The organism is Sulfitobacter sp. SK011, from assembly GCF_003352065.1.
Classification (GTDB): Bacteria; Pseudomonadota; Alphaproteobacteria; order Rhodobacterales; family Rhodobacteraceae; genus Sulfitobacter.
The window spans coordinates 4047910-4071298 of record NZ_CP025803.1 but is presented as its reverse complement, the minus strand read 5'-3'; the positions used below and the strand labels follow the sequence as shown (position 1 = coordinate 4071298).

Below are 23389 nucleotides of genomic sequence, written 5' to 3'. Positions count from 1 at the left end.
AGCTGTTTTTCGTATTGGCGTATTGGCGTGTTGGCGGTGGAGCTGATTGATTGGGTAAAGCGTTCGCTACGCTCTTCGGGCTTAGCTTGAAAGCACTTAACCCACTGAAATAATATATATTTCCGATGAATTGCCCATGGGCAATCAATCCCACGGCTGATGGGGGTCTGGCAGGGGGATCGCTGCCAGGAGTTCTTTGGTATACTCCGCCTGAGGCGCATCGAACAACGTCGCGGTTTCTGCCTTTTCCACGATTGCCCCATTTTGCAGAACGATGACCCGGTCACAAAGGCGCCGGATCACCGACAGATCGTGGCTGATGAAGGCAAGCGTCAGGCCAAGCTCCTGGACCAGATCTTCGAGGACTTTAAGCACCTGCGCCTGCGACGAGACATCCAGCCCCGAGACGATTTCATCCGCGAGGATAAAGTCAGGGCGCAACGCAATTGCGCGGGCGATGCCCACCCGCTGCCGCTGTCCCCCTGACAATTCATGCGGATACCGCTGCGCAAAACTACGGGGCAGTCCGACCAGATCAAGGGCGTCGTCCACCCGCCCGCGCGGCCCCTCAAAACCATGCAGCCGCAAAGGACCGGCAATGATACCCCCGACACGACGGCGCGGATTGAGCGAGGACATCGGGTCTTGAAACACCATCTGAAACCGTTTCCGCAAGTGCCGCAGATCGTCTTCGGGCGCATGGGTAATGTCGGTGCCATCAAAGAGGATTTGTCCGGTGGTGGGCTCCAGCAGGCGCAGCATCGCCCGTCCAAGGGTCGATTTGCCGGACCCGGACCCGCCGACAATGCCCAGAACCGCGCCTTTCGGCACCTCAAAGGACAGCCCCTTGAGGATATTGATACGCGGTGCCGCCCCAATAAGGGGTTTGCGCGTCATGTCAGGCAGCGACAGATGCAGGTTGTTGATCTGATACATCATATGCGGTGCCTGATGTCGTGCTCTGCAACGTCCTGTTCCACCCGGTCGATGACCCTCTGTGGGACGGGTGTCAGGCTGCGGGTGGGGTCGGTATAGGTGGGCGTCGCCGCCAGCAAGGCCGCTGAATAGGGATGGATAGGCGACATGAAGAACCGATGCATGTGCGCGTCTTCGACAACCTTGCCCGCATAAAGCACCGAAAGCGTGTCACAGACTTTGGACACCACGCCAAGGTCATGGGTCACGAACAAAAGTGCGGTTCCATGGCGGTCCTGCATCTCAGCAATCAGGCGCAGGATCTGTTTTTGCACGGTCACATCAAGCGCGGTTGTGGGTTCGTCAGCGATGATCAGTTTCGGTTCTGCCGCAAAGGCAGAGGCGATGAGGATGCGCTGCCGCATCCCGCCGGACAACTCATGCGGATAATTGCGCATGACACGGTCCGGGTCGCGGATTTGCACCTCGTCCAGAAGTTCCAGCGCACGGGCCTGCGCGTCTGTCTTTGACCATCCCAGAATATCCACCAACCGGCGGGTGATTTGCGGGCCAATGCGGCGCGACGGGTTCAGCGCGGTCAGCGGGTCCTGCGGGATCAAGGCCGCCGTGGCCCCGATGCGCCTGCGCCGCACCGTTGACGGCAAGGTCAGCAGATCCACACCGTCGAGCCATATCTGACCGTTTGTAACTTCCAATGCGCGGGGCAGGGTGCCCAGAATGGCCTTGCCGATCATCGACTTGCCAGCACCGGATTCACCCACCAGCCCATGCACCTGACCCGCAGCCACGTTCAGCGACATATCCCGCAAAATCCGCCCGCCGCCGCGCAGGGCGACACTCAGATTGCGGATGGACAGATAGGCGTTCATCGCAGCACCGGATCAAAGCGGTCTTTCAACCCTTCGCCCAATTGCGAAAAGCTGAGCACTGTCAGGAACAGGGTGATCAGCGGAAACACCAGAACCCACCACGCCTGATGCACCGATGTGCGCCCTTCAGATATCATGCCGCCCCATGTCGGGCTGTCGGTTGAGATCGACAGGTTTACGAATGACAGGATTGCTTCGACAATGACCGCGATGCCCATTTCAAGGGTCAGCAAGGCGATGATGGTGGGCAGGACGTTGGGCAGAATCTCGGTGATCATTGTGCCGAACCGGGTGCGCCCGGCGACCCGCGCGGACTCCACATAATCCATCGCGGATTGCGACAGGGCCTCGGCGCGGATGACGCGGGCAAAACGCGTCCAGTCAATAATGACAATGGCGATGATGATAGAGGTCAGACCGGTTCCCAGAACAGCGATCAACAAGATCGCAAAGAGCACGGGGGGAAAGGCCATCCAGATATCGACGAACCGGCTGATGATCCGATCCGGCCAGCCGCGATAAAAGCCCGCGATCAAGCCCAGTGTCGCCCCGATGATGCAGGTGAGTGTCCCCGCGACCACCGCCACGATCAGGGCCAAGCGCGCCCCATAGAGTATGCGGGACAGCACGTCGCGCCCCAACGAATCGGTGCCGAGCCAAAAACCCGGCTCTGTACCGCGTTCCCAGAACGGGGGCAGGCGGCCCATGAACAAATCCTGGGCAAGGGGGTCTTGGGGTGCGATCAGCGGCGCGCAGAGCGCTGCCAGAACCAACAGGGTCAGCCAGCCACCCGAAAGCCAGAGGCGCAGACCAACGGGGCGGCGCACGTCGCCACGCGCATCATGCATGACGCAACCTCGGGTTCAGCACGGTATAAAGCATGTCGACGGCCAAATTCACCAGGGTAAAGATGAGCGCGAACAGAATGACGATGCCCTGAATGAGCGGCAAATCACGGTTGATCACCGCATCGATTGCCATGTTGCCCAGACCCTCATAGCTGAACAGCCGTTCGATAATCACAGTGCCGCCGATCAGAAAGGTGAACTGTACGCCCACAAGCGTCAGCGTTGGCAGGATCGCATTGGGAAGTGCCTCATGGGTGATGACGCGCCCTTCGGCGTACCCCTTGGTGCGCGCAAGGGTGACATAATCGAGGTGCATGGTTTCTTTCAGGGACTGTTTCAAAAGCTGCGCGATGATCGCGGCCAGTGGAATAGCAAGGGCAAGGGCAGGCATGAACATATGCCCGATCAGGTCGCCGATAACGTCAAAGCGCAGGCGGGCAATCGCCTCGAACAGATAAAAATTCGTAGTGAAATCAATGTTTAAGCTTGGTGATATCCGACCTGAGATGTGAAAAATCGGCCAAAGCACCCCAAAAAGTAAGATTAAGACCAAACCCCACAGGAAATCCGGGATCGACAGGGCCATGCCAGCAGAAACATCTATCGCCCCCTCCGCCTTGGTGTCCCGGAACCGTGTACCAAAGAGCGCCATGGCACCCCCCATCAGCACCGCGATGGTCAGCGCCACGATGCTTAATTCCAACGTCGCGGGCAGGCGGTTCAGGACAAGTGTCGACACCGGCTGGCGCAGAGAGATTGAGGTGCCGAAATCACCCTGAATGACACCGCCGATCCAGATGACGAACTGCTCAAAAATGGATTTATCAAAGCCGTATTGTGTCTCTAACCTTGCGATATCGGCTTCAGTGGCCCCGGGGGGCAGCATCATCGCAATGGGGTTGCCGGGGACCACACGGATCACGACAAAAACGATCACCGCCACGCCAAAAAGCGTGATGGCGGTGCTGATCAGCCGCATAAAGATCGTGCGCAAAAGGGGCATGGGAATCCAGACAAAAAGGCAGGGCCAATTCAACGGCCCCGCCAGTTCAACAAAGCTGTGTCAGCTGCGCGTCATCAGGTGCGGCAACAGCGCACCAGAGCGGTGAGGCACGACCGCGACACCGGATACGTGCAGAATGGGTTGCACATATTGCAGCAAGGGGATGACCTCGGCTTCTTCGGCGATATGACGGTCAACTTCTTTCCAGCCGGCAATGCGCTTGGCCTCATCCTTTTCACCCCAAAGTGGCAGGATCGCGTTGAACGTATCCTCACCATCCCAGACGGAATGCGGCGAAGGCCCGAACATCGCAAACCCGGTCGAGGTGGTCGGATCGCCGACCGAGTTGCCCCAGTTGTAAAACGCAGCGGGGGCCAGCGTATCGGCCGCGCGCAGCTCATAGTGTTTGGCGATCTCATAGACTTCGATCTCTGCCTCAATCCCGACCTTGCGCCACAGACCGACGATGGCCTGTATCATTTCGTAATCCTTGGGCTTGAATCCCTTGGTGGTCTGGATCGTGAATTTGACTGGGTTATCAGGGCCATAGCCGGAAGCGGCCAGCAATTCGACGGATTTTTCAGGGTCATATCCAACCTTGATGGTATCGTCGAAAGCCACATAGTCTGGGGTCTGCAAAGTATCGATCGGGACGCCGTATCCTGACAGCAAGCGGTCAACGATCAGCTGCTTGTCGATGGCATGGGCCGCGGCCTTGCGCACATTGGGGTCGGTCATCACCTCAATATCATTGAGGAAAATCATGCCGATATCTGAGATGGGTTCAGCCACCCCCTGAATGCCGTCCTTGGCCTTGAGGCGGTCGAATTCTTCGTAAGGCACTTCCAATGTCACGTGGCTGTTGCCTGATTCCAGTTCGGCGACACGGCTGGCGGCATCGGTAACGAATTTGATCGTCACGGTTTTGAACGCAGGTGCACCGCCCCAGTAGTTTTCATTGGCTTTGAGCCTGACAAAGGCGTTGCGTTCGAATTTTTCGACCATATAGGGGCCGGTGCCAATCGGCGCGGCTTCAAACCCCTCTGCGCCGACTTCTTCGTAGTATTTCTTGGGCAGGACATAGCCGGTCAGAAAGGACATCCACTTAAAGAATGTCGGTTCATATTCCTTGACGTCTGCGGTCACACGGTTGCCGTCAGCTGTGATGTTTTCAACCTTGCCCCAGATGAATTGGATGGGGTTGCCGGTTTCCGCATTGGCCGCGCGGGTCAGGGACCAAGCAACATCCTCGGCGGTAAAGGGATCGCCGTTGTGCCACGTCACGCCTTCGCGCACGTCCATCCAGATCTGGGTTTGATCGTCGTTCCAGCCGTGCCCGGTGATAAGACCCTCACCAAAGGTAAGGTCGGGGTTCTGTGGAATATAGAGGTCAAAAACCGACTGATAGAAGCCTTGGATCGTTGGGTTGACCGCTGAAGGGCCCACAGTCGGGTCCCAGCTTGGCAGGTTGACGTTATAGGCGATGACAAGCTCGTCAATCTCCTGGGCAAAGCTGGGAAGGCCAAAGGTGGCCAGCGTCGCAGCGGCAACCGAGGTTTTCAGCAGGTTTCTTCTGGATAGTGACATGTGATTTCTCCCTTTTTTGTTCATTTTCCGGCTAGTTTTTTTGCAAGCAGGGTGCCGGGCCCTGCGCCTGTTCCGCCACCGGGCCATACGGCGGCCCCGGTATGATAAAGATTGCGAATGGGGGTCGTCCCGTCTGCATACCCGCGTGCGGGACGGTTCATGAAATGCTGGTGCAAATGATGGCTGCCACAAACCTGATCGCCGCCGACAAGATTGGGATTATCAGTCTCTAACATGAGCGGTGTGACAATATGCTGGCCGAGGATTTTCTTACGCGTGCCGGGGGCATAACCCTCTAGGATGTCCAGCGCACGGTCTGCAAAGGGCGTTGCGGCCTTGGTCCAGCTTTTTGCCTTTATCTTGCCCGCCGCGTCGCCTTTGATGGTGCCGGGGGCCATGCGGATTTGCAGCCAGAGGACGTGTTTGCCGTCCGGTGCGCGCGTGGGATCAACGACGGTTGGTTGGCCGCAGACGATCACCGGCTCATCCGGTAACAGACCGGCCTTGGCTTGCGCATAGGTGCGCGCCATCTGATCCATCGACGGCGCGATATGGACATAGGCAAATTGTTTCAGCTCGGGTGCCTTCCAATCCGGTAAGGCATCCATCGCAAGATGGATCATCATGGTGCCGGGGGCGTGTTGAAAGCCCTGCATCGCCGCCTCGTGCCGGGCGTCGCCGGTGCCGCCGGTCAGTTTCAGCAAAGCGGCTGGGGTGACATTGGCAATCACCGCCTTTTGCGCCCCGACAAAGCGGCCATCGGCCAGTGTGATCCCGGTGGCGCGGCCCCCGGCCTGTTCAATACCCGTAACGGGCGTGCCGCATTCAATGGATCCGCCGTGCGCCTCTAACATCTTTACCATTGCGTTGATTGCGGTGTCGGCACCGCCCTGGCCCAGGACCATGCCAAAGGCCTGACCGGCCATCGCCTCCAGATACGGGAACAGCGCACCGCCAGCGATGTCTGGGGCGAAATCAAGGTGCATGCCCCATGCTGCAAGGGTTGCTTTAATATGGTCGGATTCAAACGTCTGGTCGAGCCATGCACGTGGCGACATCATCAGGAACCGCGCAAGATCAAGCGTGCCGCCGCCGCCCTTCCTGCGCCATGTATTCCAGCCCAGCGACGACAGGGCGCGCCTGTTCATCGGGCTGCCCAGCAGGCCAAAGATGGTTTCAGCCTCGGACGGAAAGTCAGTTGTAAGCTTGGTCCAAGCTTTCGCATCCGCCTCAGAAAAGGCGCGCACACGATCAGTGGTCAGTGCCACATCGTTTGATATGCCCAGCCAACGACCATCAGGAAACACGCTGGCAAATGGATTGCCTGTCGGCGCAAAGGCCAGACCGTGCTCTGCCAGCTCTTTGCCGTGTTGCGTGTGAAAGGCGGACCCGGCAAACAGCGACAGGTTCATCGCCGCCCAATCGTGCCGAAAGCCGGGCAGGGTATACGCCCCCGTTTTGACCGCACCCCCGGGTTCGGCTGCTTGTTCATAGACCGCAACTTTCCAGCCGTGGCTGGCCAAATGACAGGCGCATGCAAGGCTGTTGTGCCCTGCACCGATGATAATTGCGTCTGGGTCAGTTGTCATTCGTGTCGCGTCCCCCGACAAAGATAATTGCAAACGCATATAAATTTGTCTAGCATTGATTCATCAACTTTAGCGCGAGGCACATCGCGCAGTTTTCAGGGAGATATCGATATGAGCGCTGCGAACGTCGTAAAGAATTTAGGGGCGATGCTGGCCTCTGGTGGCATCGAAGTGGTGGATTGTTCAGGGGTGCTTGGCCCCAAAACGCCGATTTTGCAGTTGCCGCCGGACTTTGCCAAGAACACGCCGAAGGTCGAGATTCACAAGATTTCCGAATACGATAATGACGGGCCGTTTTTTGCATGGAACTGGCTGGTGTTGGGCGAACATTCCGGCACCCATTTTGATGCGCCGCACCATTGGATCACCGGCAAGGATTACGCGGACGGCTATACTGACAAGCTGGACGTGCAGCGCCTGATTGCGCCTGTGAACGTCATTGATTGCTCTGAGCAGACGCAGGAGGATGCGGATTATCTGTTGACCGCCAAGGGCATCAAGGAATGGGAAGAGCAATACGGCGAAATTGGTGAAGGCGAATGGGTCGTCATGCGCACCGATTGGGACAGCCGGGTCGATGACGAAGCCGCGTTTTTGAACGCCGACGACAGCGGGCCACATTCGCCGGGGCCAACGCCCGATGCCATTGAATACCTGTTGTCGAAAAAAATCGTCGGCTGGGGAACCCAGTGCATTGGCACAGATGCGGGACAGGCGGGGGGCATGGACCCACCGTATCCTGCGCATAACCTGCTGCACCGCGACAACTGCTTTGGTCTGGCAAGCCTTGCCAATCTCGACAAGCTGCCTGCCAAGGGTGCGATCCTGATTGCCGCACCTCTCAAGATTGAAAACGGGACAGGCAGCCCGATCAGGGCGCTGGCGCTGGTTCCAAAAGGCTAAGGCCCGGTGGCGACGTTTGATCATCTGATAATCGGGTCGGGCATCAACGCGTTGGTGGCCGCCGCATTGTTGTCGCGCAAAGGTGACAGCGTGCTGGTGATTGAACGAGAGGACCGGATCGGCGGGTGCATGTACACTTCTGATGCGGTGACGTTGCCGGGGTATCATCACGATGTGATGGCGACGACGTTTGTGCTGTTTTTGACCGGGCCCGCGCATGGGGCGTTGGGCGATGATCTGGCGGCGCATGGGTTGGAGTTCTGCCATTCCGAACACCCTACAGCCGTGCTGCGCCCTGATGGGTCGGCGTTGGCTTTGTCGATGGACAGGGCCGCGAACGTCGCCACATTCAATCAAAGTGGGGCAGGGGACGGGGATCAGCACGCAGCGGATGTGGGCGGTGTTGAACAGGACGCTGATTTTCTGTTTGCGCTCTTGGGTCAACCGCTCTGGTCGGCAGGCACGGGTTGGTTGTTGGCAAAACAGGCGTGGAAAAGGGGGCTAAACGGTCTCAAGACATGGTTTGGTGAGGCGTTGGAACCTGCGCGCGGCTGGCTGGAAACCCGGTATGACAGCGCAGATGTTCAGGCGCTCTGGGCCCCGTGGGTGTTGCATGTCGGTTTGACACCCGAAGCCAGCTATGGCGGGCAGATGTCCCGCGTGATCGCCTTTGCGCTGGAGGCGGCAGGCGCACCGATTGTCAAAGGCGGGGCAGGGCAGGCGGCAGCAGCGTTCCGGTCGCTGATCGAGGCGCATGGCGGCGTCATTCGCACCGGCATTGAGGCGCGCAAGATCATGGTCGATGGCGGCAAGGTACATGGCGTCATCACCACGGATGATGAACAAATCTATGCCAAGAATGTGATCGCCAGCACGGCACCAGGGCAGCTCTATGAAGGGTTGCTGGGTGATCAATCGCCGCCGCAAACCGCCAAGAAATTTCGCCATGGGCGCGGCAATTTCCAACTGCACTATGCGCTGGACGGGCCGATCGAATGGGCCGCTGACGGGTTGGCGGATGTCGCACTGATCCATCTCGCTGATGGGGTCGATTCAGTCTCTAAATCCTGCAATGAAGCAGAGCGCGGCATGTTACCTGAGGTACCGACGATCTGTGTGGGCCAGCCGCATGCGTTGGACCCAAGCCGGTGCCCGGAGGGTAAAGCGGTGCTTTGGCTGCAAATTCCTGACGCGCCGATGCAGATCAAAGGCGATGCCGGGGGCAAGATCAAAACCACGCCGGAATGGACCGAGAAAACCCGCGAGGCCTTTGCCGACCGGATTGAGGCGATCCTGAAAAATCACATTCGCAATTTTGACGAAATCAAGCTCAAACGCCGGGCCTATTCGCCCGCCGATCTTGCTGCGATGAACGTCAATCTGGTGGGCGGCGATCCTTATGGAGGGGCCTGTGCACTGGACCAGTTTTTCGTCTGGCGGCCTGTCGCCGGGCAGGTGAACAACACCACACCCGTCAAAGGGCTGTACCATATTGGTGCCTCAACCCATCCCGGTCCGGGGCTTGGAGGCGGGTCCGGGTTCAACGTGGCCAATGCCCTTGGCGCGTCGAAAAAATCCAAAGGGGCAGGCGCATGAACGAATCCGCAGAGATCCCGACAGCGGCGGCAATACGACTGGCCGAAATGGGCCTTGAGAATTTTGCGCCCTACCTGATGAACCGGATTATGGGGCGCTATAATGCAGCATTGCAGACGGAAATGGCAGCACTTGGGTTGACCACCCCGCAGATGCGGTCACTGGCGGTGTTGTCAACAATCGACGGCATCTTGATCCGTGAATTGGCCGTCTATGCTGTGGTGCAACAATCGACCCTAAGCAGGGCGTTAGACGCGCTTGACCGCGATGGTCTGATCCGCCGCGAAACTGATGAAATCGACAGCCGGGCCACCCGCGTGTTCCTGACCGACAGCGGGCGCGAGACCTATGAACGGCTGTGGCCGCATATGTCGCTGGCCTATGAAGCGATGTTCAAGGGCATTGATGAAGCCCAGAAACGCGCCTTTGTCGGCACCTTGAAAACGATGCTGCGCAACATTCGCAAGCACGACTTTTAGGAAGGGCAGGGATGGCAGAGCGTTCGTTCAAAGCCGAGGTTGAACACCTGCGCAAGGGGGCCGGTGACGTGTTCACCGGCGAAGGCATTCTCGCGATCACCAAGGCATTGCTGGAAAACGGTGTGGGCTATGTCGGTGGGTATCAGGGCGCGCCAATTTCGCATCTGATGGACGTTCTGGCCGATGCACAGGATCTGATGGGCGAATTGGGCGTGCGGTTTGAGGCAAATGCGTCAGAAGCAGCAGCAGCGGCGATGTTGGCCGCATCCGTGCATTACCCAATACGCGGCGCGGTCACCTTCAAAGGCCCGGTTGGGGTCAATGTGGCGTCAGATGCCTTGGCCAACCTGTCATCATCGGGTGTGAATGGCGGTGCGTTGGTGATTGTCGGCGAGGATTACGGCGAAGGGTCCAGCATCATGCAGGAACGCAGCCATGCCTTTGCGATGAAATCGCAGTTCTGGATGCTGGACCCGCGTCCAAACCTGCCCAGCATCACCAAAGCGGTCAAAGACGGGTTCGAGCTGAGCGAGGCGAGCAATACGCCGGTGATGTTGATGGTGCGGATTAGGTCGTGCCATGTGACGGGCAGTTTCATCTGCCGTGACAACGTGCCGCCGCCTCTGACCGTCAAACAGGCGATCGCCAATCCACAAAGCGACTTTAACCGCGTGGTACTGCCGCCAATGAGCTATCTGCATGAGCAGGACAAGATCAAGAACCGCTGGCCTGCCGCAGAGAAATTCATCGTTGAAAAAAAGCTGAACGAGGTGTTTGGGCCGAAGAAAGCCAAGCTTGGCATTGTTGTGCAGGGGGGGATGTACAACGGTCTGATCCGCGCGCTGCAGCGGCTTGGACTGGCGGACATTTTCGGCAATGCCGATGTGCCGCTTTATGTGCTGAATGTGACTTATCCCCTTGTCAGAGACGAATTCGATGCGTTTTGCGAGGGCAAGGATCATCTGTTGGTGGTGGAAGAAGGGCAACCGGACCACATTGAACAACACCTCGGCTCGTTTCTGTATAAAGCGGGTCGGCGGCTAAAGCTTTATGGTAAAGACGTATTGCCGATGGCCGGGGAATACACAGGTCAGGTCATGTTGGATGGGGTGACGGGTTTCCTGAAAGCCGCCGCACCCGAGATGTTGCCGGGCAACGTGCGCGCGCCAAATGACGCGCCGCCCAAGATCCCGGATCTGTCCAAAACGGTGCCCATTCGTCCGCCGGGGTTCTGCACAGGTTGTCCTGAGCGGCCGATTTTTGCAGCGATGAAACTGACCGAACAAGAGTTGGGCAAACATCAGATCACTGGCGATATCGGCTGCCATTTGTTTGCGTCACTGCCACCGTTCGAGATTGGCGGAGCCACCATGGGTTATGGCCTTGGGCCTGCGTCAAACGCGGCGTTTGATGGCGGCGGGGAACGGCGGGCGATTTCGATCCTTGGGGATGGCGGATTTTGGCACAATGGGTTGAGTTCCTCGATCGGGAACATGGTGTTTAACAAATCCGATTCCGTGGCGGTGATTGTCGACAATTATTATTCCGCGGCCACTGGTGGGCAGGATGTTCTGTCGTCGCGGGCAGAAAATGCCACCAAGAATACTGGCAATCCAATATCTGCGGCGCTCAAGGGTGTTGGGGTGGAATGGATCCGTCAGATTGATCACACCTATGATGTGGCCAAGGTCAGGGCGGTGCTGCGCGAGGCGCTGACGACGGAATTCAAGGGACCAAAGGTGATTGTCGCCTCGTCCGAATGTATGCTGAACAAGCAACGGCGGGAAAAGCCGATCAGAACGGCGGCGATCAAAGAGGGGCGGCGCGTGGATGTGCCGCGCTTTGGTGTGGATGCGGATGTCTGTACGGGCGATCACGCGTGTATCCGGTTGTCGGGCTGTCCGTCATTGTCGCTCAAGCGGCTTGATGATCCGCTGCGCGATGATCCGGTGGCGCATATTGATCAGACCTGTGTGGGCTGTGGAAATTGTGGTGAGGTGGCGGATGCCGCCGTGCTCTGCCCCTCGTTTTATCGGGCCGATGTGGTGCATAATCCCGGCGGATTTGAGACATGGCGGGCAGGGCTGCGCGCCAGGGTCATTGGCTGGTTGCAAACGCGCCGGGATGCCAGACGCCTGCGGCTGGAGGAGATGGTGCCGTGAATGTGGCGCTTTCCCAAAAAACACCGGATGCACGGGTGGGCCAGATCATCAAGCTGGCGGTGATGGCCGTTGGCGGGCAGGGCGGTGGCGTGCTGACCGGGTGGATTGAAGCGCTGGCGCGGGCGCAGGGCTATGCGGTGCAGGCGACATCAGTGGCAGGGGTTGCGCAACGCACGGGCGCGACGATCTATTATCTTGAGATGACGCCGGCGAGTGATCAGCAACCGGTCTTTGCACTGGCCCCGTCCGCGGGTGATGTGGATATCCTGATCGCGGCCGAGATGATGGAGGTCGGTCGCGCCGTGATGCGCGGGTTTGTCACGCCGGACCGGACCACGTTGATCGGGTCGACGCACCGGGCGCTGGCCGTGTCAGAAAAATCGGCACCGGGTGACGGAATTGCGGATGCAGAAGAGGTACGCGCCGCCGCCGAAATCGCCTCACAGAGACTGATTTTGGCAGATATGGACAGGCTCGCTGTTGATCAGGGGTCGGTGATTTCCGCGTCTTTGTTCGGGGCATTGGCCGGGTCGGGTGCCTTGCCTTTTGCACGCGCCGCGTTTGAGGATGCGATCCGCGCCGGGGGCAAAGGCATTGACGCGTCGCTCAGGGCGTTTGCGGTTGGGTTCGACGCGGCAGAGCGGGGGGTGGCCCCGGCGGATCAGGTCGCAAAATCAGCCCTGCCTGCCCTCAAAGGGCCTGCGCGTCAGATGCAGGAATGGCAGCAACTGCTGAAGCGGGCAGAGGCAATGCCGGGTCCGGTGCAGGCAATGGTAAAAGCAGGATTGCACAAGGTGGTCGATTTTCAGGATGGCGCATATGGGGCCGCCTATCTGGACCGCCTGGACAGCATCCTTGCGCGTGACGATGCAGCGCGGGAATGGACGCTGTCCGCGACAGCGGCGAAATATATCGCCAATGCGATGGCCTATGACGACATCATCCGGGTGGCAGATCTGAAAACACGCGGGCCGCGGTTTGAGCGGATCAAAAAGGAAATGGGCGCGCAGGAGGATCAGCTGGTCCAACTCACTGAATATTTCCATCCCCGTGCCGAGGAAATTGCCGGCATGTTGCCCGCTAAAATGGGTGCACGTGTTGAGGCAAACCCAAAGCGGATGGCCCAATTGGATCGGTGGTTTGGCAAAGGCAGGCGGTTGCGCACAGATACCTTGCCTGCGTTTTTGAGTTTGCATGTGGTGGGCGGCCTCAAGGGCTATCGGTTGCGCACGCGCCGTCATGCGGTGGAACTGGCGCATTTGGAGGCGTGGTTAAGCCGAAGTCTGGCACCGCTTGAGCGTGATTATGCGCTGAGTGTTGAGCTGCTGAAATGTCGGCGGCTGGTCAAAGGGTATTCGGACACCCATGCACGGGGGTTGTCAAAGTTTGACAGCGTGATGAATGCCGCTGACCTGTTGAAGGGCCGCAGCGACGCTGCCGATTGGGTGGACCGGTTGGTCAAAGCCGCGTTGCAAGACCCGGACGGCAAGGCGCTGGCCGGCGCAATCGAGACCGTGCGCAGCTTTGCCTAAATCCCTTCAGGCGTCTTGTCTGACCTTTTGCCGTTGCTGGCCCAGCCCCTCAATCGACAGTTCCATCACGTCACCGACGTTCAGGAAAACCGGTTCCGGCTTCATGCCACTGCCAATACCCGGTGGGGTGCCTGTGCTGATCACGTCACCGGGATGCAGGGTCATCAGCCCGCTGAGGTGTTCGATGATTTCCGCCACGCTGAAAATCATCGTTGCGGTGTTCCCGGTCTGCATCCGTTTGCCGTTTACATCCAATGACATGGCCAGGTTTTGTGGGTCAGGGATTTCATCGCGGGTGACAAGCCAGGGGCCTGTGGGGCCAAAGGTGTCGCACGATTTTCCCTTGGTCCATTGCCCACTCAGATGCGCCTGAAAATGACGTTCGGTGACGTCATTGATCACACAGTATCCTGCCACATAATCCAGCGCGTTTACGGCGCTGACGTATTTTGCGGTGGCACCGATCACGACACCCAGTTCAACCTCCCAATCGGCCTGGGTTGCGCCGCGCGGGATGACCACATCGTCATTGGGACCGACGATGGCGGAGTTCGCCTTGATGAACAGGATAGGATGCTTGGGTATTTCCATCCCCATTTCAGCGGCATGATCGGAATAGTTCAGACCAATGCACAGGAATTTGCCGATGTTGCCAACACAAGCCCCGATGCGGGGATTGCCAGTGACCGCGGGCAATGTTGCAGGGTCAATCGCGCGAAGGCGTTTTAGCGTGGTATCATTCAAGGTCGCGCCGGTGATGTCATCCAGATGACCGGACAGATCACGCAGGGTATCGCCGTCCATCAGTCCGGGCTTTTCCGCGCCCATTTCTCCAAAACGTACAAGTTTCATTTGGGCTTTCCTTTTTGTAATTCAGTGATTGTCGCGCGGCATGTGTTTGCGTGCAATGTCCTGGAATTGGTCGGCACCTTCAAGGGTCATCCCCTGATCAAACCGCCCGACCTTTTCGCGAAACAGCATCTGCCAGGGCGATTGGTTATCTGGAACGCCATAGCCACCAGCGGCTGCCAGATCACGGGCGCGGGTCGCGAGTTCATCAAGCGGCACCAGCATGTCAGCGGTGCAGGTGTTCAGATCGATGCGCACCATGTCGCCGGTTTGCAAAAGCGCCAGCCCGCCGCCATCCGCCGCCTCAGGTGACGCGTTCAGGATTGAAGGGCTGCCTGAGGTGCCCGATTGCCGCCCGTCCCCGATGCAAGGCAGCGCCTCGACCCCCTGTTTCAAAAGATAGGCAGGGGGGCGCATGTTCACCACCTCGGCACCGCCGGGATATCCCTTTGGCCCCGCACCGCGCATGAACAAGATGCACTTTGCGTCGATCTTTTCGGCAGGATCATCAATGCGGTGATGAAAATCCTCTGGCCCATCAAACACGATTGCGCGCCCTTCAAAAGCATTGGGATCATCGGGGTTCGATAGATACGCCTGGCGGAAGTTGGGCGAAATGACAGAGGTTTTCATGATCGCGCTGTCAAAGAGATTGCCCGTGAGGTTGATGAACCCGGCCTGCGTTTTCAGCGGGTCGGAAACCGGTTTGATCACCTTGGTGTCCTCGGACCGTTTATCGGCACAATTGTCGCCCATGGTCTGACCGTTTGCCGTCATGGCACCCGGATGTGGCAGCAATCCGGCGGCGATCAATTCGCCCACGACCGCGGGCACGCCGCCTGCGTGTTGGTAATCCTCGCCCAGGTATTCCCCAGCGGGCTGCAGGTTCACCAGTAGCGGCACGTCATGGCCAATCTTTTGCCAGTCGTCATTATCAAGCGGCACACCAAGGTGCCGGGCAATGCCGTTCAGATGGATCGGGGCATTGGTGGACCCGCCGATCGCAGAGTTGATCACGATGGCGTTTTCAAACGCTTCCCGGGTCATGATGTCGGTGGGGCGCAGGTCCTCCCACACCATATCGACAATGCGTTTGCCGGTTTCATAGCTGATCTGCCCACGTTCACGGTAAGGGGCGGGAATTGCCGCAGAGCCGGGCAATTGCATGCCCAGGGCCTCGGCCAGCGAATTCATCGTGGTTGCGGTGCCCATGGTGTTGCAATAGCCAACCGAAGGTGCCGAGGATGCGACCAGCTCCATAAACCCGTCGTCGTCAATTTCGCCCGCAGCCAGCATTTCGCGGGCTTTCCAGACGATGGTGCCGGACCCGGTGCGTTCGCCACGGAACCAACCGTTCAGCATCGGACCAACCGACAGGGCGATGGCGGGAATATTCACCGTTGCTGCGGCCATCAACAGGGCCGGGGTTGTCTTGTCACAGCCGATGTTCAGCACGACACCGTCCAGAGGATAGCCGAACAACGTCTCAACCAGTGACAGATAGGCAAGGTTTCGGTCCAGCATCGCAGTGGGGCGTTTACCGGTTTCCTGAATGGGATGCACAGGCACTTCGATACAGGTGCCGCCCGCCGCGATGATGCCGTCACGCACGCGCTTGGTCAGTTCAAGGTGATGACGGTTACACGGGGACAGGTCGCTGCCCGTTTGAGCGATGCCAATGATTGGCTTGCCCGACTGCAATTCGCCGCGCGTTAACCCATAGTTCAGATAGCGCTCAAGATAGAGCGCGGTCATTTCGGGGTTATCGGGGTTCATGAACCATTTGCGCGAGCGCAGGTCTTCGATCTGGATCCGTTTTCTGGATGTGCTCTTGTCGTTCATTGGCCTGACCAACCTCCGTCAATGATATGTGGATGCCCAGTGGTAAAGGCGCTTTCGTCGCTGGCAAGATAAACGACCAGCGCTGCGATTTCTTCTGCTGAGGCGACGCGGCCCATCGGCTGACGTGCCACAAATTGTTTCAGGGCAGCGTCCTTGCTGCCCAACTCTTTGCCCAGGGCGTCAACCCGGTCTTGCCAGCTTGGTGAATCAACCGTGCCGGGGCAGATGCAGTTGCACCTGATGCCTTTGTGGACGTAATCAACCGCGACCGATTTGGTCAGCCCGATCACCGCCGCCTTGGTGGTGCCATAGATGAACCTGTTGGGTGCGCCAATGATGGATGACGCGGCGGATGACATGTTGATGATTGACCCTGTCCCACGGCGCAGCATGCCGGGCAATGCCGCGCGGATGGTGCGCAGCATGGAGCCCAGGTTCAGATCAAGGGCAAAGTCCCAATCGGCGTCCGTCGCATCAAGAACAGTGCCGTGATGCACAAAGCCGGCGCAGTTAAAAAGCACGTCCGGGTCTGCGCGGGCCACCCCCTGCGCCACGCTGTCATCACAGCAGACATCAAGGGCAAAGGTGTCGACCCCTTCCAGTGTGCTGAGCGCATCCATGTTGACATCCGTGGCGAAAACCTGTGCCCCTTCGGCGGCCATGGCCAACGCGCTTGCACGGCCAATGCCCTGCCCCGCAGCCGTCACCAGAACGCGTTTTCCGCTTAATCGTCCTGACGTCATGCCGCTGTCGCCCCTTTCGCATGGCGGGCCAGATGGTCCGCGATTTTGCCCCGTGTTGCGGCGGCATCCCCTGACAATGCAGCCTGCAATATCTGTTGATGATGGCGGATGTTGTCGGTGATAAATTCAAAGCTGAGGTCTGCAAGCATGACCTGTTGCCTGAACCGCGCATAGACCTGCGCATGCATGGATATCAGCGTGTCAGAACCGCAGGCAGAGATCAGTGTCTCGTGAAATTCCCATTCCGCGCGGGTCCACAGATCAACCAGATCCGATGGATCCTTGCTGGCGTGGATGCGGCAATCGATATGGCTGAGCTGATGATGTGCCGCTGTCAGGCGCGCCTCCCAGGCGACGCCGCCAAATTGCATGGACAGTATGGCCCCTTCACCTTCGAGCAGAACACGCAGATGGGTGAGTTCCGCCAAAAGCGGGGCGGATCGTTCCGGCACCCGAAACCCACGCTGTTCCTGAAAAGTGACAAGGCCAACTGTGGAAAGACGAAACAGAACCTCGCGCACTGTGCTGGCAGAACACCCAAGATCGACGCGCAGCTGTTCGGCGCGCAGCTTTGTCCCATGGGCGTATCTGTTGGTGATCAGCCCATAGTGCAGCGTTTCATAGATGTCGTTGTCTTGGGACATGCAGGTGATCATCCGGGAAGTGGTCACAGGGGTGATAAGACGAAAAGTTCTGGGATAATACTGTAATTTCAAAACTGCCTCAAATTTCGAGATTATTGGAGTATTGCGTTGGTTTGGTAAGGAATATGGATGCGAAAGTGTGAGCGATAGTGAACCGCATCTCTTGTTGGAGCGGTCGCAGATGAACTACACGTTGTTACCCGCGCGGGTTATCTTTGCGGGATCCGCAAAACTATATTCAGGTATTTGATGAATCATCAGGGTACATGAACGACGTACACCTGATCGCCACAAAGACAATCGACTTGTGGTAGCAGAAACTGCTGAGCCCGCGATCGTTGGCAAACTAGTATGGTAGATTCGTTAGCAGCGCGCTCAATTGAACACATGCGGTCTCACAGACGATTCAGAAAACTCTCGTACTCTTGCATGGCTGCCAGCATCTCTTCCCTGTATCCATGCCTATTATACACCCCAGCCACACCACCAAACGATCCGCTTTGATGGTTCAGCATTTTCTCAGTCACATGAATCGGTACACCCAGACGCGCCATGTTTGAAGAAAATGTTCGCCTGAGATCATGCAAGGTGAAGTGATCAATCCCAAGTACCTTGTCGAGCTTGTTTTTTACCCGTCGAAATCCATTGAATGGACGGGATGCATCCCTACCTGGAAACACGTATGTACCCACACCCGAGCGCGTTTCGATGAAATGAAGAGCCGTCTTTGGCAAGGGGAGCGTGTGAGCGCGATGGTTCTTGGTTCTGTCCCCGGAGAGCACAAGGCATCCCTGATCGATTTCATCCCATCGAAGATTTCCAATTTCGCTTTTCCTCTGCCCGGTCAAGATGAGCAGCGCCACAAGATCATTGAACAGATCCCGGTTCTTCGTAACATGCCGGTATAGCACCCGAAGCTCATCATCATTGAGCACCCGATCCCGCGAGCGCAGGCGAGCGGGTTTCTTCTCCGCCCCAATTGGGTTGTGGGGCAAATATTGATTACGCACACACCAGTTTAGAAACACCTTCATGGCGGTAAAAGCATAATTCTGATTGGTTGGCGTAGATCGCAGTTCCTCCAATTTCGCAAAGATATCTGACCGCTCAATATCAGCGAGGTGTTTCGCGAAAGCGAAGAATTTCAGGTGACGGCGATATTCTCGTACCGTCAGTGGACGAAGCCGACTTTCGCAATCCGTCAGAAAGCGCGCAACTGCCTGATCGTAGGTAATCGTGACATCCTGGTGTTTGCCAAATGAGGCTTCCGACAAAAACAGCCGAGCCGACTGTCTGGCGTTCTGGAGGGTCAGAGACGGATATCGGCCAAGAGTTTTGAGCCGCCTCTTTTCGCCGAACATGACCACGAATGACTTGCACTTGGGTGAGCATCGAAGGCCAAATCCTGGAGTGGCTTGATCCCAATAGGTCACCTGACCATGAGGCGGGTGAGTCAGTTTCTTAATCGCCATATCGGTGAGATGAGTCTTCATTCTAGTCTCTTTCTAGTCACATAGATCGAAGGTATAAGGAGGGTGCTCTATGTTCAAGTATGATTGTGAAGAACGTAAATTATACTATATATTACAAAGAGGTAATAGCTGATATGTTCAGGTAAGCTATACTATAAGAATCCGTCTCATAATAACTTTTAATCAGTAGGTCGCCGTTACAAAACCCACGCTGGACTGCTGCGCGATTACTAGCAACACAGCGGCACAAATCGTGACTGGTCCAAGTTCGAGCGGAGGATGAGTGCGGTTCGGTGAGTTGGGCCAAACCGATATCCTCCAGAATTATTCCGTCGTAGAGTCTCGCTCCAAAATTTCAGCAACACGGGAGACATCATCGAGAGTTTTGGTTTTTACTTGGCTGATCAAATCCATGGCTTCCGGTGTTGCTATGATCGCTGCGATCCTTTGTTTTTGCCTCTGGACGGATATTTCATGAAGTGGTGCCAAGTCCGGATCGTTCATCAATTGCTCAAGCTCACGCGTGAAGCGAGGTAGGTTCCTTTGGGCGGTGATGTCCTGACAAGAATTCCAATCCATTCGTACCCAGTATTCGGCCCCTTTTTCCTTTTTCTCAGGAGCCATCCTTTCATGTTTGACCAGGAATGCGTGCAATGATCGCAGAGGATAGTGATTAAGTTGAACCAAATCGTATCCGACAGTCTTTTTATCGGAACGCCATCCGCTCTTTGCCCGCTCCTTTGTAATATCCTGGCCTGATCCGTTCACCCAGAAAACCTCATTTAGAAGTTTTTTGGGAAGGCTGCCGGGCCGGTGTGTGCTGAGGGACTGATAGGCGTCAATATTGCGCGTAGCGGTTTTGAACCCCCAGGCAGTATACGGTTTGGGGAGATAGGACGGTGCACATCTGTCAAATTGTGCGATGGTTGGTTGATCGTAGTATTCTTCTAAACCCGCTGATCCAAAAATGCGCTGTGTCATAGCGATGTTGGTGACATTTTCAGGCAACGCCTTAACGAGACAGTCAAAGGTTCCGTTCCCGGTTCGGATGTTAATGAACTCATCCGCATCAATATGTACGATCCAGTCAGCTTCATACACTGCTGGCCTGACCATCACATCCTGCAACGCTGTCGATTGTGGTGACTTGCCCGACCAGTCGTCGTTGTTCACATGCGTAACGATGCCATGCTTTTCCAATTGTTGGAGCATCTCGTCCGTTCCATCGGAACAATCGTTGGTGAAAATCAGGAAATGATCAAACCCGATCGCCCGATGATAGGCGATCCATTCCAGCAAGAATGGGCCTTCGTCCTTCATCAAAGCGATGATGAGATTTCCCGTCCAACCTTCCTCCGGTTTCTTTGGGGGCACATGTTCAAATGGTGGTTGGGCCGCGGTTTCATCAAAGCCAACAAGATCGTTTCGTGGCACAAAGCGCCCGCCAAGCGCGTCTGAACCAGTTGTTTTGGGCGATGGTTCTGACTTCTTTGACGGTGTTGAGACGGTTAACTTTCGGTCATGTCCGGGGACCGGTGTGTCCGGTTTTGCCTTTTCAGGGATGGCGCTTGTTTTTCCCTCGTGGCCAAAAAGAGAGGGTTCGGTGATAAAGTCAGGTGTCAGGAATTTGGACAACTTTTCGGGTTCGTCCTGTTCTATGTCGTAGACAATGAAATGTTGCCCGGTTTCTTTAAAGAATGCAGGGACCTCGACATGATGTTTGTCCCACATGGCCGACCATGCTTCGACCGTTTCCTCCATTGAGGTCAATCCCAAGCCCTGCCGGTATCGCTCACCATAGTTTTGGGTTGTTCCGTGGTTCAGTCTGCTTTTGATCCAACGGTCTTTGCTGCGCGTGTTCAGAATGAAATAGGAGCGCGGATAGTAGGCGGCGAAGGAGCGATAAAAGGTGCAGGCTTCGATCACATCCGTCTTTTTGACAGATTGCATGTCGGTATATGCCGTCCACTTGTCCCAGCCCTTGAGAGGCGGTTGTCCGGAAGAGACGTTTTCACTGATCCCGCGCGCCAGGTCACCACGTTTGAAGTGCACTGATTTGATGCCATTTCTCTCAAAAAAATCATAGAAAGATCGGGTTCCACATTTGTTGAAACCAATCTGGAAAATTCTGGGTTTTATCGTGTCGAACCTGAGCCCATCCACCTCAAAGCGCATTCTCGTAACCTTTCCGTGTGCATTCTGTTTTTGGGAATTATGAGTGGTTGATTGCTTTCATACAACAGCTGATGTCCGGGAATTTTGCTAGGTCTCGCCTATCTTTCAATACGGGAAAGTCTTATGAAATGAGGCACTTCCTAAGTTCTTTAGGGTGACGCAGACACTGCTTTGTCTTGACGCGCGGGGATCGGAAAGGGGGGAAAAAACTGGCATTATGACCGATTTCTCGCTATAGGTGATCCAAAGAAAAGCCTCCGGAAGAGATGCTACGCAGTGCAGGTAACGCTACCGATGAACGTCAATGAAGCGGCTATGCAGCCGCCGAATCCCACTGACTTGCAGAATTGGGCCCATCAGATCCGCGAATTAGATGGCGCATATGTGGTACCTTCTGTTCACAGAGGGCTGGTTCAGGAATGTGGCGTTTTCGACCGTGACAAGAGCTACTGCCACGATACTGTGCTGTGGCGAGGGAAACCACTCATGACCCTCCCCAAGGTTTTGGATTTGTCGGCCCCCAAGGACGTATTGGAAGGCACCTATCTTTGGGGTGGCGTCCTCCATGATCATTTTGGGCATTTTCTAGTGGAAACGCTTGGTCGCATCTGGGGGTATGGCGAGATTCCAGGCAAGATCGACGGTGTGCTGTTCTTAAGGAAACGCCCATATGCGTCGTCGGATGGCAAAGCTGTCAGATGGCATACGGCTGAAAACCCATTCTTATCGCGTTTTCAAGACCAGATATTTACCCATCTTGGGATCAAGGCCCCAATCGGCATTGTGAGCGCCCTAACGGAAGTGACGAAACTTTGGGTGCCGGGGCAGGGGTTTGGGATGTCGCGCATGACAACCGGTACCCCTAAATTCAGAGCCTTCATTAAAGAAAATTTTGCACAAAACATTTCGCCGGAAGGACCCGAACGGCTCTATATTTCGCGCTCAGCCTTTGGTGCGCGGCGTGGTGGAATAATCGGTGAGACGGTCGTTGAGGAGCAGCTAAAGAAAAGCAGGTACACCATATTTCACCCGCAACAGGAAGACGTCGAAACGCAGATCGCGCGATACAAAGCAGCACGCGAGATTGTCGCCCCTGATGGATCCGCCCTGCATCTTCTTGCGATGGTTGCCAGGCCAGATCAGAAAATTGCGATGATCAAGCGGCGCAGTTCATCCGCCGCTGGCGGGATCGAAAATCATCTGGCATCGTTTTCCGGTACGCGCCCGCTGGTAATAGATGCAATTGGCGAAAATTGGATTAGATCAGACAGGAAGCGCGTTGACCGGTTTTCATTGGCGACACTTGATCTGCCGGCATTAGGCAAACAACTGGCTGATGCGGGCATGGCAACAAATAAGGGGTGGAAAGAAACCAGTGAAGCCACCCAACGCCGCTATCTCAAAGATCTCGAAAAGAGCAGTAAATTCACCTTCCGCCCCCAATCCAAACCTGCTCCAGACGCTCTGCCAAAAGGGATCGTCGCCAGTTGCCATGGTATCCAAGTGCCCAAATCCTTTGCCACCGACCCCAAATGGTTGGTTCGAAAGATAAACAACGGGCGATATGAAAAAGAGGAAATTGCGGGCGCTCTACATCTTGTCAAGTCAACGGACCGGGTCCTGGAATGTGGGGCCGGCATTGGGATTGTCGGCACAACGATCGCGCATAATTGTAAACCTCAGAAGGTGCTTTCCTTTGAAGCAAACCCGAATTTGATCCCTGTGATTGAGGCGACCTACAAGCACAATAAGGTGGATCACACCATTTCGGTGACCAATGGCGCACTTCTAAGCGGCAATGACGTTCCTGAAAGTGTCACATTCAATGTCTCCAAGCGCTTTGCATTTTCATCATTAGACACCCCAAAACGTGAACTGTCTGAGCAAATTACAGTGCCAGCGTATGATTATGCAGCCGTGAAAGCGGATTTCGCTCCCACAGTTCTGTTAATGGATATTGAAGGTGGAGAGCTTGATTTCCTTGAAGGCGCTGATTTGTCAGGGATCAATGTGGTGGTCATGGAGTTCCATCCAGATGTCTATGGTATGGATGGGATGTCGCGTTGTAAGCAGCTTCTGAGACAATCTGGCCTTGATCCAGTGCCCCGAAAATCATCAGAATTTGTCTGGGCGGCGCAGAGAAACAATTAAGAGAGGGCG

18 protein-coding genes are annotated in these 23389 nt (G+C 56.4%); 6 read left to right on the top strand and 12 right to left on the bottom strand.

Going from position 1 to position 23389, the window contains the following annotated elements:
* Nucleotides 1-144 precede the first annotated feature (144 nt).
* From C1J02_RS20115 to C1J02_RS20090, 6 genes are read right to left on the bottom strand one after another with little or no spacing between them, the layout of a single operon-like run.
* On the bottom strand, nt 145-939 hold the full coding sequence (locus tag C1J02_RS20115) for an ATP-binding cassette domain-containing protein (protein WP_254693168.1): 795 nt from the start codon (nt 937-939) through the stop codon (nt 145-147).
* Nucleotides 936-1805 (bottom strand): ABC transporter ATP-binding protein, encoded by an 870-nt coding sequence (locus C1J02_RS20110; protein WP_114880155.1) that lies wholly within the window; start codon nt 1803-1805, stop codon nt 936-938. Before C1J02_RS20110 ends, C1J02_RS20115 begins: the two co-directional genes overlap by 4 nt.
* A complete protein-coding gene (locus C1J02_RS20105; RefSeq protein WP_114880154.1) occupies nt 1802-2653 on the bottom strand; it encodes an ABC transporter permease in 852 nt (283 codons plus the stop codon). The genes C1J02_RS20110 and C1J02_RS20105 overlap by 4 nt, the downstream gene beginning before the upstream one ends.
* The gene (locus C1J02_RS20100) at nt 2646-3656 is read right to left on the bottom strand and encodes an ABC transporter permease (RefSeq protein ID WP_162798391.1); all 1011 of its coding nucleotides are present in this window, start codon (nt 3654-3656) and stop codon (nt 2646-2648) included. The genes C1J02_RS20105 and C1J02_RS20100 overlap by 8 nt, the downstream gene beginning before the upstream one ends.
* A gap of 60 nt (nt 3657-3716) precedes the next feature.
* Complete coding sequence (locus C1J02_RS20095; RefSeq protein WP_114880748.1) at nt 3717-5243, bottom strand: ABC transporter substrate-binding protein; 1527 nt, start codon at nt 5241-5243, stop codon at nt 3717-3719.
* A 20-nt stretch (nt 5244-5263) separates the two neighbouring features.
* Complete coding sequence (locus C1J02_RS20090) at nt 5264-6832, bottom strand: NAD(P)/FAD-dependent oxidoreductase (protein ID WP_114880153.1); 1569 nt, start codon at nt 6830-6832, stop codon at nt 5264-5266.
* Nucleotides 6833-6943: 111 nt separating this feature from the next.
* On the opposite strand from C1J02_RS20090, the gene C1J02_RS20085 reads away from it, so the two are divergent.
* Genes C1J02_RS20085 through C1J02_RS20065 form a run of 5 tightly spaced genes read left to right on the top strand, consistent with a single transcriptional unit; the run spans nt 6944 to nt 13504 of the window.
* Nucleotides 6944-7735, top strand: a complete 792-nt coding sequence (locus C1J02_RS20085; RefSeq protein WP_114880152.1) for a cyclase family protein — start codon at nt 6944-6946, stop codon at nt 7733-7735.
* A 6-nt stretch (nt 7736-7741) separates the two neighbouring features.
* Nucleotides 7742-9331, top strand: coding sequence for an NAD(P)/FAD-dependent oxidoreductase (locus C1J02_RS20080; protein WP_114880151.1), 1590 nt, complete (start codon nt 7742-7744; stop codon nt 9329-9331).
* Nucleotides 9328-9810 carry a MarR family winged helix-turn-helix transcriptional regulator gene (locus tag C1J02_RS20075; RefSeq protein ID WP_114880150.1) on the top strand — a complete coding sequence of 161 codons (483 nt, stop codon included), beginning with the start codon at nt 9328-9330 and terminating at the stop codon, nt 9808-9810. The genes C1J02_RS20080 and C1J02_RS20075 overlap by 4 nt, the downstream gene beginning before the upstream one ends.
* 11 nt (nt 9811-9821) lie before the next feature.
* Nucleotides 9822-11972, top strand: coding sequence for an indolepyruvate ferredoxin oxidoreductase subunit alpha (locus tag C1J02_RS20070; protein ID WP_114880149.1), 2151 nt, complete (start codon nt 9822-9824; stop codon nt 11970-11972).
* Entirely contained in the window at nt 11969-13504 is a 1536-nt protein-coding gene (locus C1J02_RS20065; protein WP_302622758.1) for an indolepyruvate oxidoreductase subunit beta family protein, read from the top strand. Before C1J02_RS20070 ends, C1J02_RS20065 begins: the two co-directional genes overlap by 4 nt.
* 6 nt (nt 13505-13510) lie before the next feature.
* Here the strand turns inward: C1J02_RS20065 and C1J02_RS20060 are convergent, their stop codons facing one another.
* The 6 genes from C1J02_RS20060 to C1J02_RS20035 all read right to left on the bottom strand — a co-directional run bounded on the left by C1J02_RS20060 (nt 13511) and on the right by C1J02_RS20035 (nt 21229).
* Nucleotides 13511-14356, bottom strand: a complete 846-nt coding sequence (locus C1J02_RS20060) for a fumarylacetoacetate hydrolase family protein (protein WP_114880147.1) — start codon at nt 14354-14356, stop codon at nt 13511-13513.
* 21 nt (nt 14357-14377) lie between these two features.
* On the bottom strand, nt 14378-16195 hold the full coding sequence (locus C1J02_RS20055; RefSeq protein ID WP_114880146.1) for an IlvD/Edd family dehydratase: 1818 nt from the start codon (nt 16193-16195) through the stop codon (nt 14378-14380).
* Entirely contained in the window at nt 16192-16938 is a 747-nt protein-coding gene (locus C1J02_RS20050) for an SDR family oxidoreductase (RefSeq protein ID WP_114880145.1), read from the bottom strand. The genes C1J02_RS20055 and C1J02_RS20050 overlap by 4 nt, the downstream gene beginning before the upstream one ends.
* A complete protein-coding gene (locus tag C1J02_RS20045; RefSeq protein WP_114880747.1) occupies nt 16935-17582 on the bottom strand; it encodes a GntR family transcriptional regulator in 648 nt (215 codons plus the stop codon). Before C1J02_RS20045 ends, C1J02_RS20050 begins: the two co-directional genes overlap by 4 nt.
* A 395-nt stretch (nt 17583-17977) precedes the next feature.
* Nucleotides 17978-19075, bottom strand: coding sequence for a site-specific integrase (locus C1J02_RS20040; RefSeq protein WP_114880144.1), 1098 nt, complete (start codon nt 19073-19075; stop codon nt 17978-17980).
* Between the two features lie 303 nt (nt 19076-19378).
* A complete protein-coding gene (locus tag C1J02_RS20035) occupies nt 19379-21229 on the bottom strand; it encodes a glycosyltransferase family 2 protein (RefSeq protein WP_114880143.1) in 1851 nt (616 codons plus the stop codon).
* 294 nt (nt 21230-21523) lie between these two features.
* On the opposite strand from C1J02_RS20035, the gene C1J02_RS20030 reads away from it, so the two are divergent.
* Nucleotides 21524-23380, top strand: coding sequence for an FkbM family methyltransferase (locus C1J02_RS20030; protein ID WP_114880142.1), 1857 nt, complete (start codon nt 21524-21526; stop codon nt 23378-23380).
* Nucleotides 23381-23389: the final 9 nt, after the last annotated feature.

What these genes read in the sequence shown, in the direction of transcription:
- C1J02_RS20115 (WP_254693168.1), bottom strand. Translation starts at nt 939, where the DNA reads ATGATGTATCAGATCAACAACCTGCATCTGTCGCTGCCTGACATGACG.
- C1J02_RS20110 (WP_114880155.1), bottom strand. Translation starts at nt 1,805, where the DNA reads ATGAACGCCTATCTGTCCATCCGCAATCTGAGTGTCGCCCTGCGCGGC.
- C1J02_RS20105 (WP_114880154.1), bottom strand. Translation starts at nt 2,653, where the DNA reads ATGCATGATGCGCGTGGCGACGTGCGCCGCCCCGTTGGTCTGCGCCTC.
- C1J02_RS20100 (WP_162798391.1), bottom strand. Translation starts at nt 3,656, where the DNA reads ATGCCCCTTTTGCGCACGATCTTTATGCGGCTGATCAGCACCGCCATC.
- C1J02_RS20095 (WP_114880748.1), bottom strand. Translation starts at nt 5,243, where the DNA reads ATGTCACTATCCAGAAGAAACCTGCTGAAAACCTCGGTTGCCGCTGCG.
- C1J02_RS20090 (WP_114880153.1), bottom strand. Translation starts at nt 6,832, where the DNA reads ATGACAACTGACCCAGACGCAATTATCATCGGTGCAGGGCACAACAGC.
- C1J02_RS20085 (WP_114880152.1), top strand. Translation starts at nt 6,944, where the DNA reads ATGAGCGCTGCGAACGTCGTAAAGAATTTAGGGGCGATGCTGGCCTCT.
- C1J02_RS20075 (WP_114880150.1), top strand. Translation starts at nt 9,328, where the DNA reads ATGAACGAATCCGCAGAGATCCCGACAGCGGCGGCAATACGACTGGCC.
- C1J02_RS20070 (WP_114880149.1), top strand. Translation starts at nt 9,822, where the DNA reads ATGGCAGAGCGTTCGTTCAAAGCCGAGGTTGAACACCTGCGCAAGGGG.
- C1J02_RS20060 (WP_114880147.1), bottom strand. Translation starts at nt 14,356, where the DNA reads ATGAAACTTGTACGTTTTGGAGAAATGGGCGCGGAAAAGCCCGGACTG.
- C1J02_RS20055 (WP_114880146.1), bottom strand. Translation starts at nt 16,195, where the DNA reads ATGAACGACAAGAGCACATCCAGAAAACGGATCCAGATCGAAGACCTG.
- C1J02_RS20050 (WP_114880145.1), bottom strand. Translation starts at nt 16,938, where the DNA reads ATGACGTCAGGACGATTAAGCGGAAAACGCGTTCTGGTGACGGCTGCG.
- C1J02_RS20045 (WP_114880747.1), bottom strand. Translation starts at nt 17,582, where the DNA reads ATGTCCCAAGACAACGACATCTATGAAACGCTGCACTATGGGCTGATC.
- C1J02_RS20040 (WP_114880144.1), bottom strand. Translation starts at nt 19,075, where the DNA reads ATGAAGACTCATCTCACCGATATGGCGATTAAGAAACTGACTCACCCG.
- C1J02_RS20035 (WP_114880143.1), bottom strand. Translation starts at nt 21,229, where the DNA reads ATGCGCTTTGAGGTGGATGGGCTCAGGTTCGACACGATAAAACCCAGA.
- C1J02_RS20030 (WP_114880142.1), top strand. Translation starts at nt 21,524, where the DNA reads ATGAACGTCAATGAAGCGGCTATGCAGCCGCCGAATCCCACTGACTTG.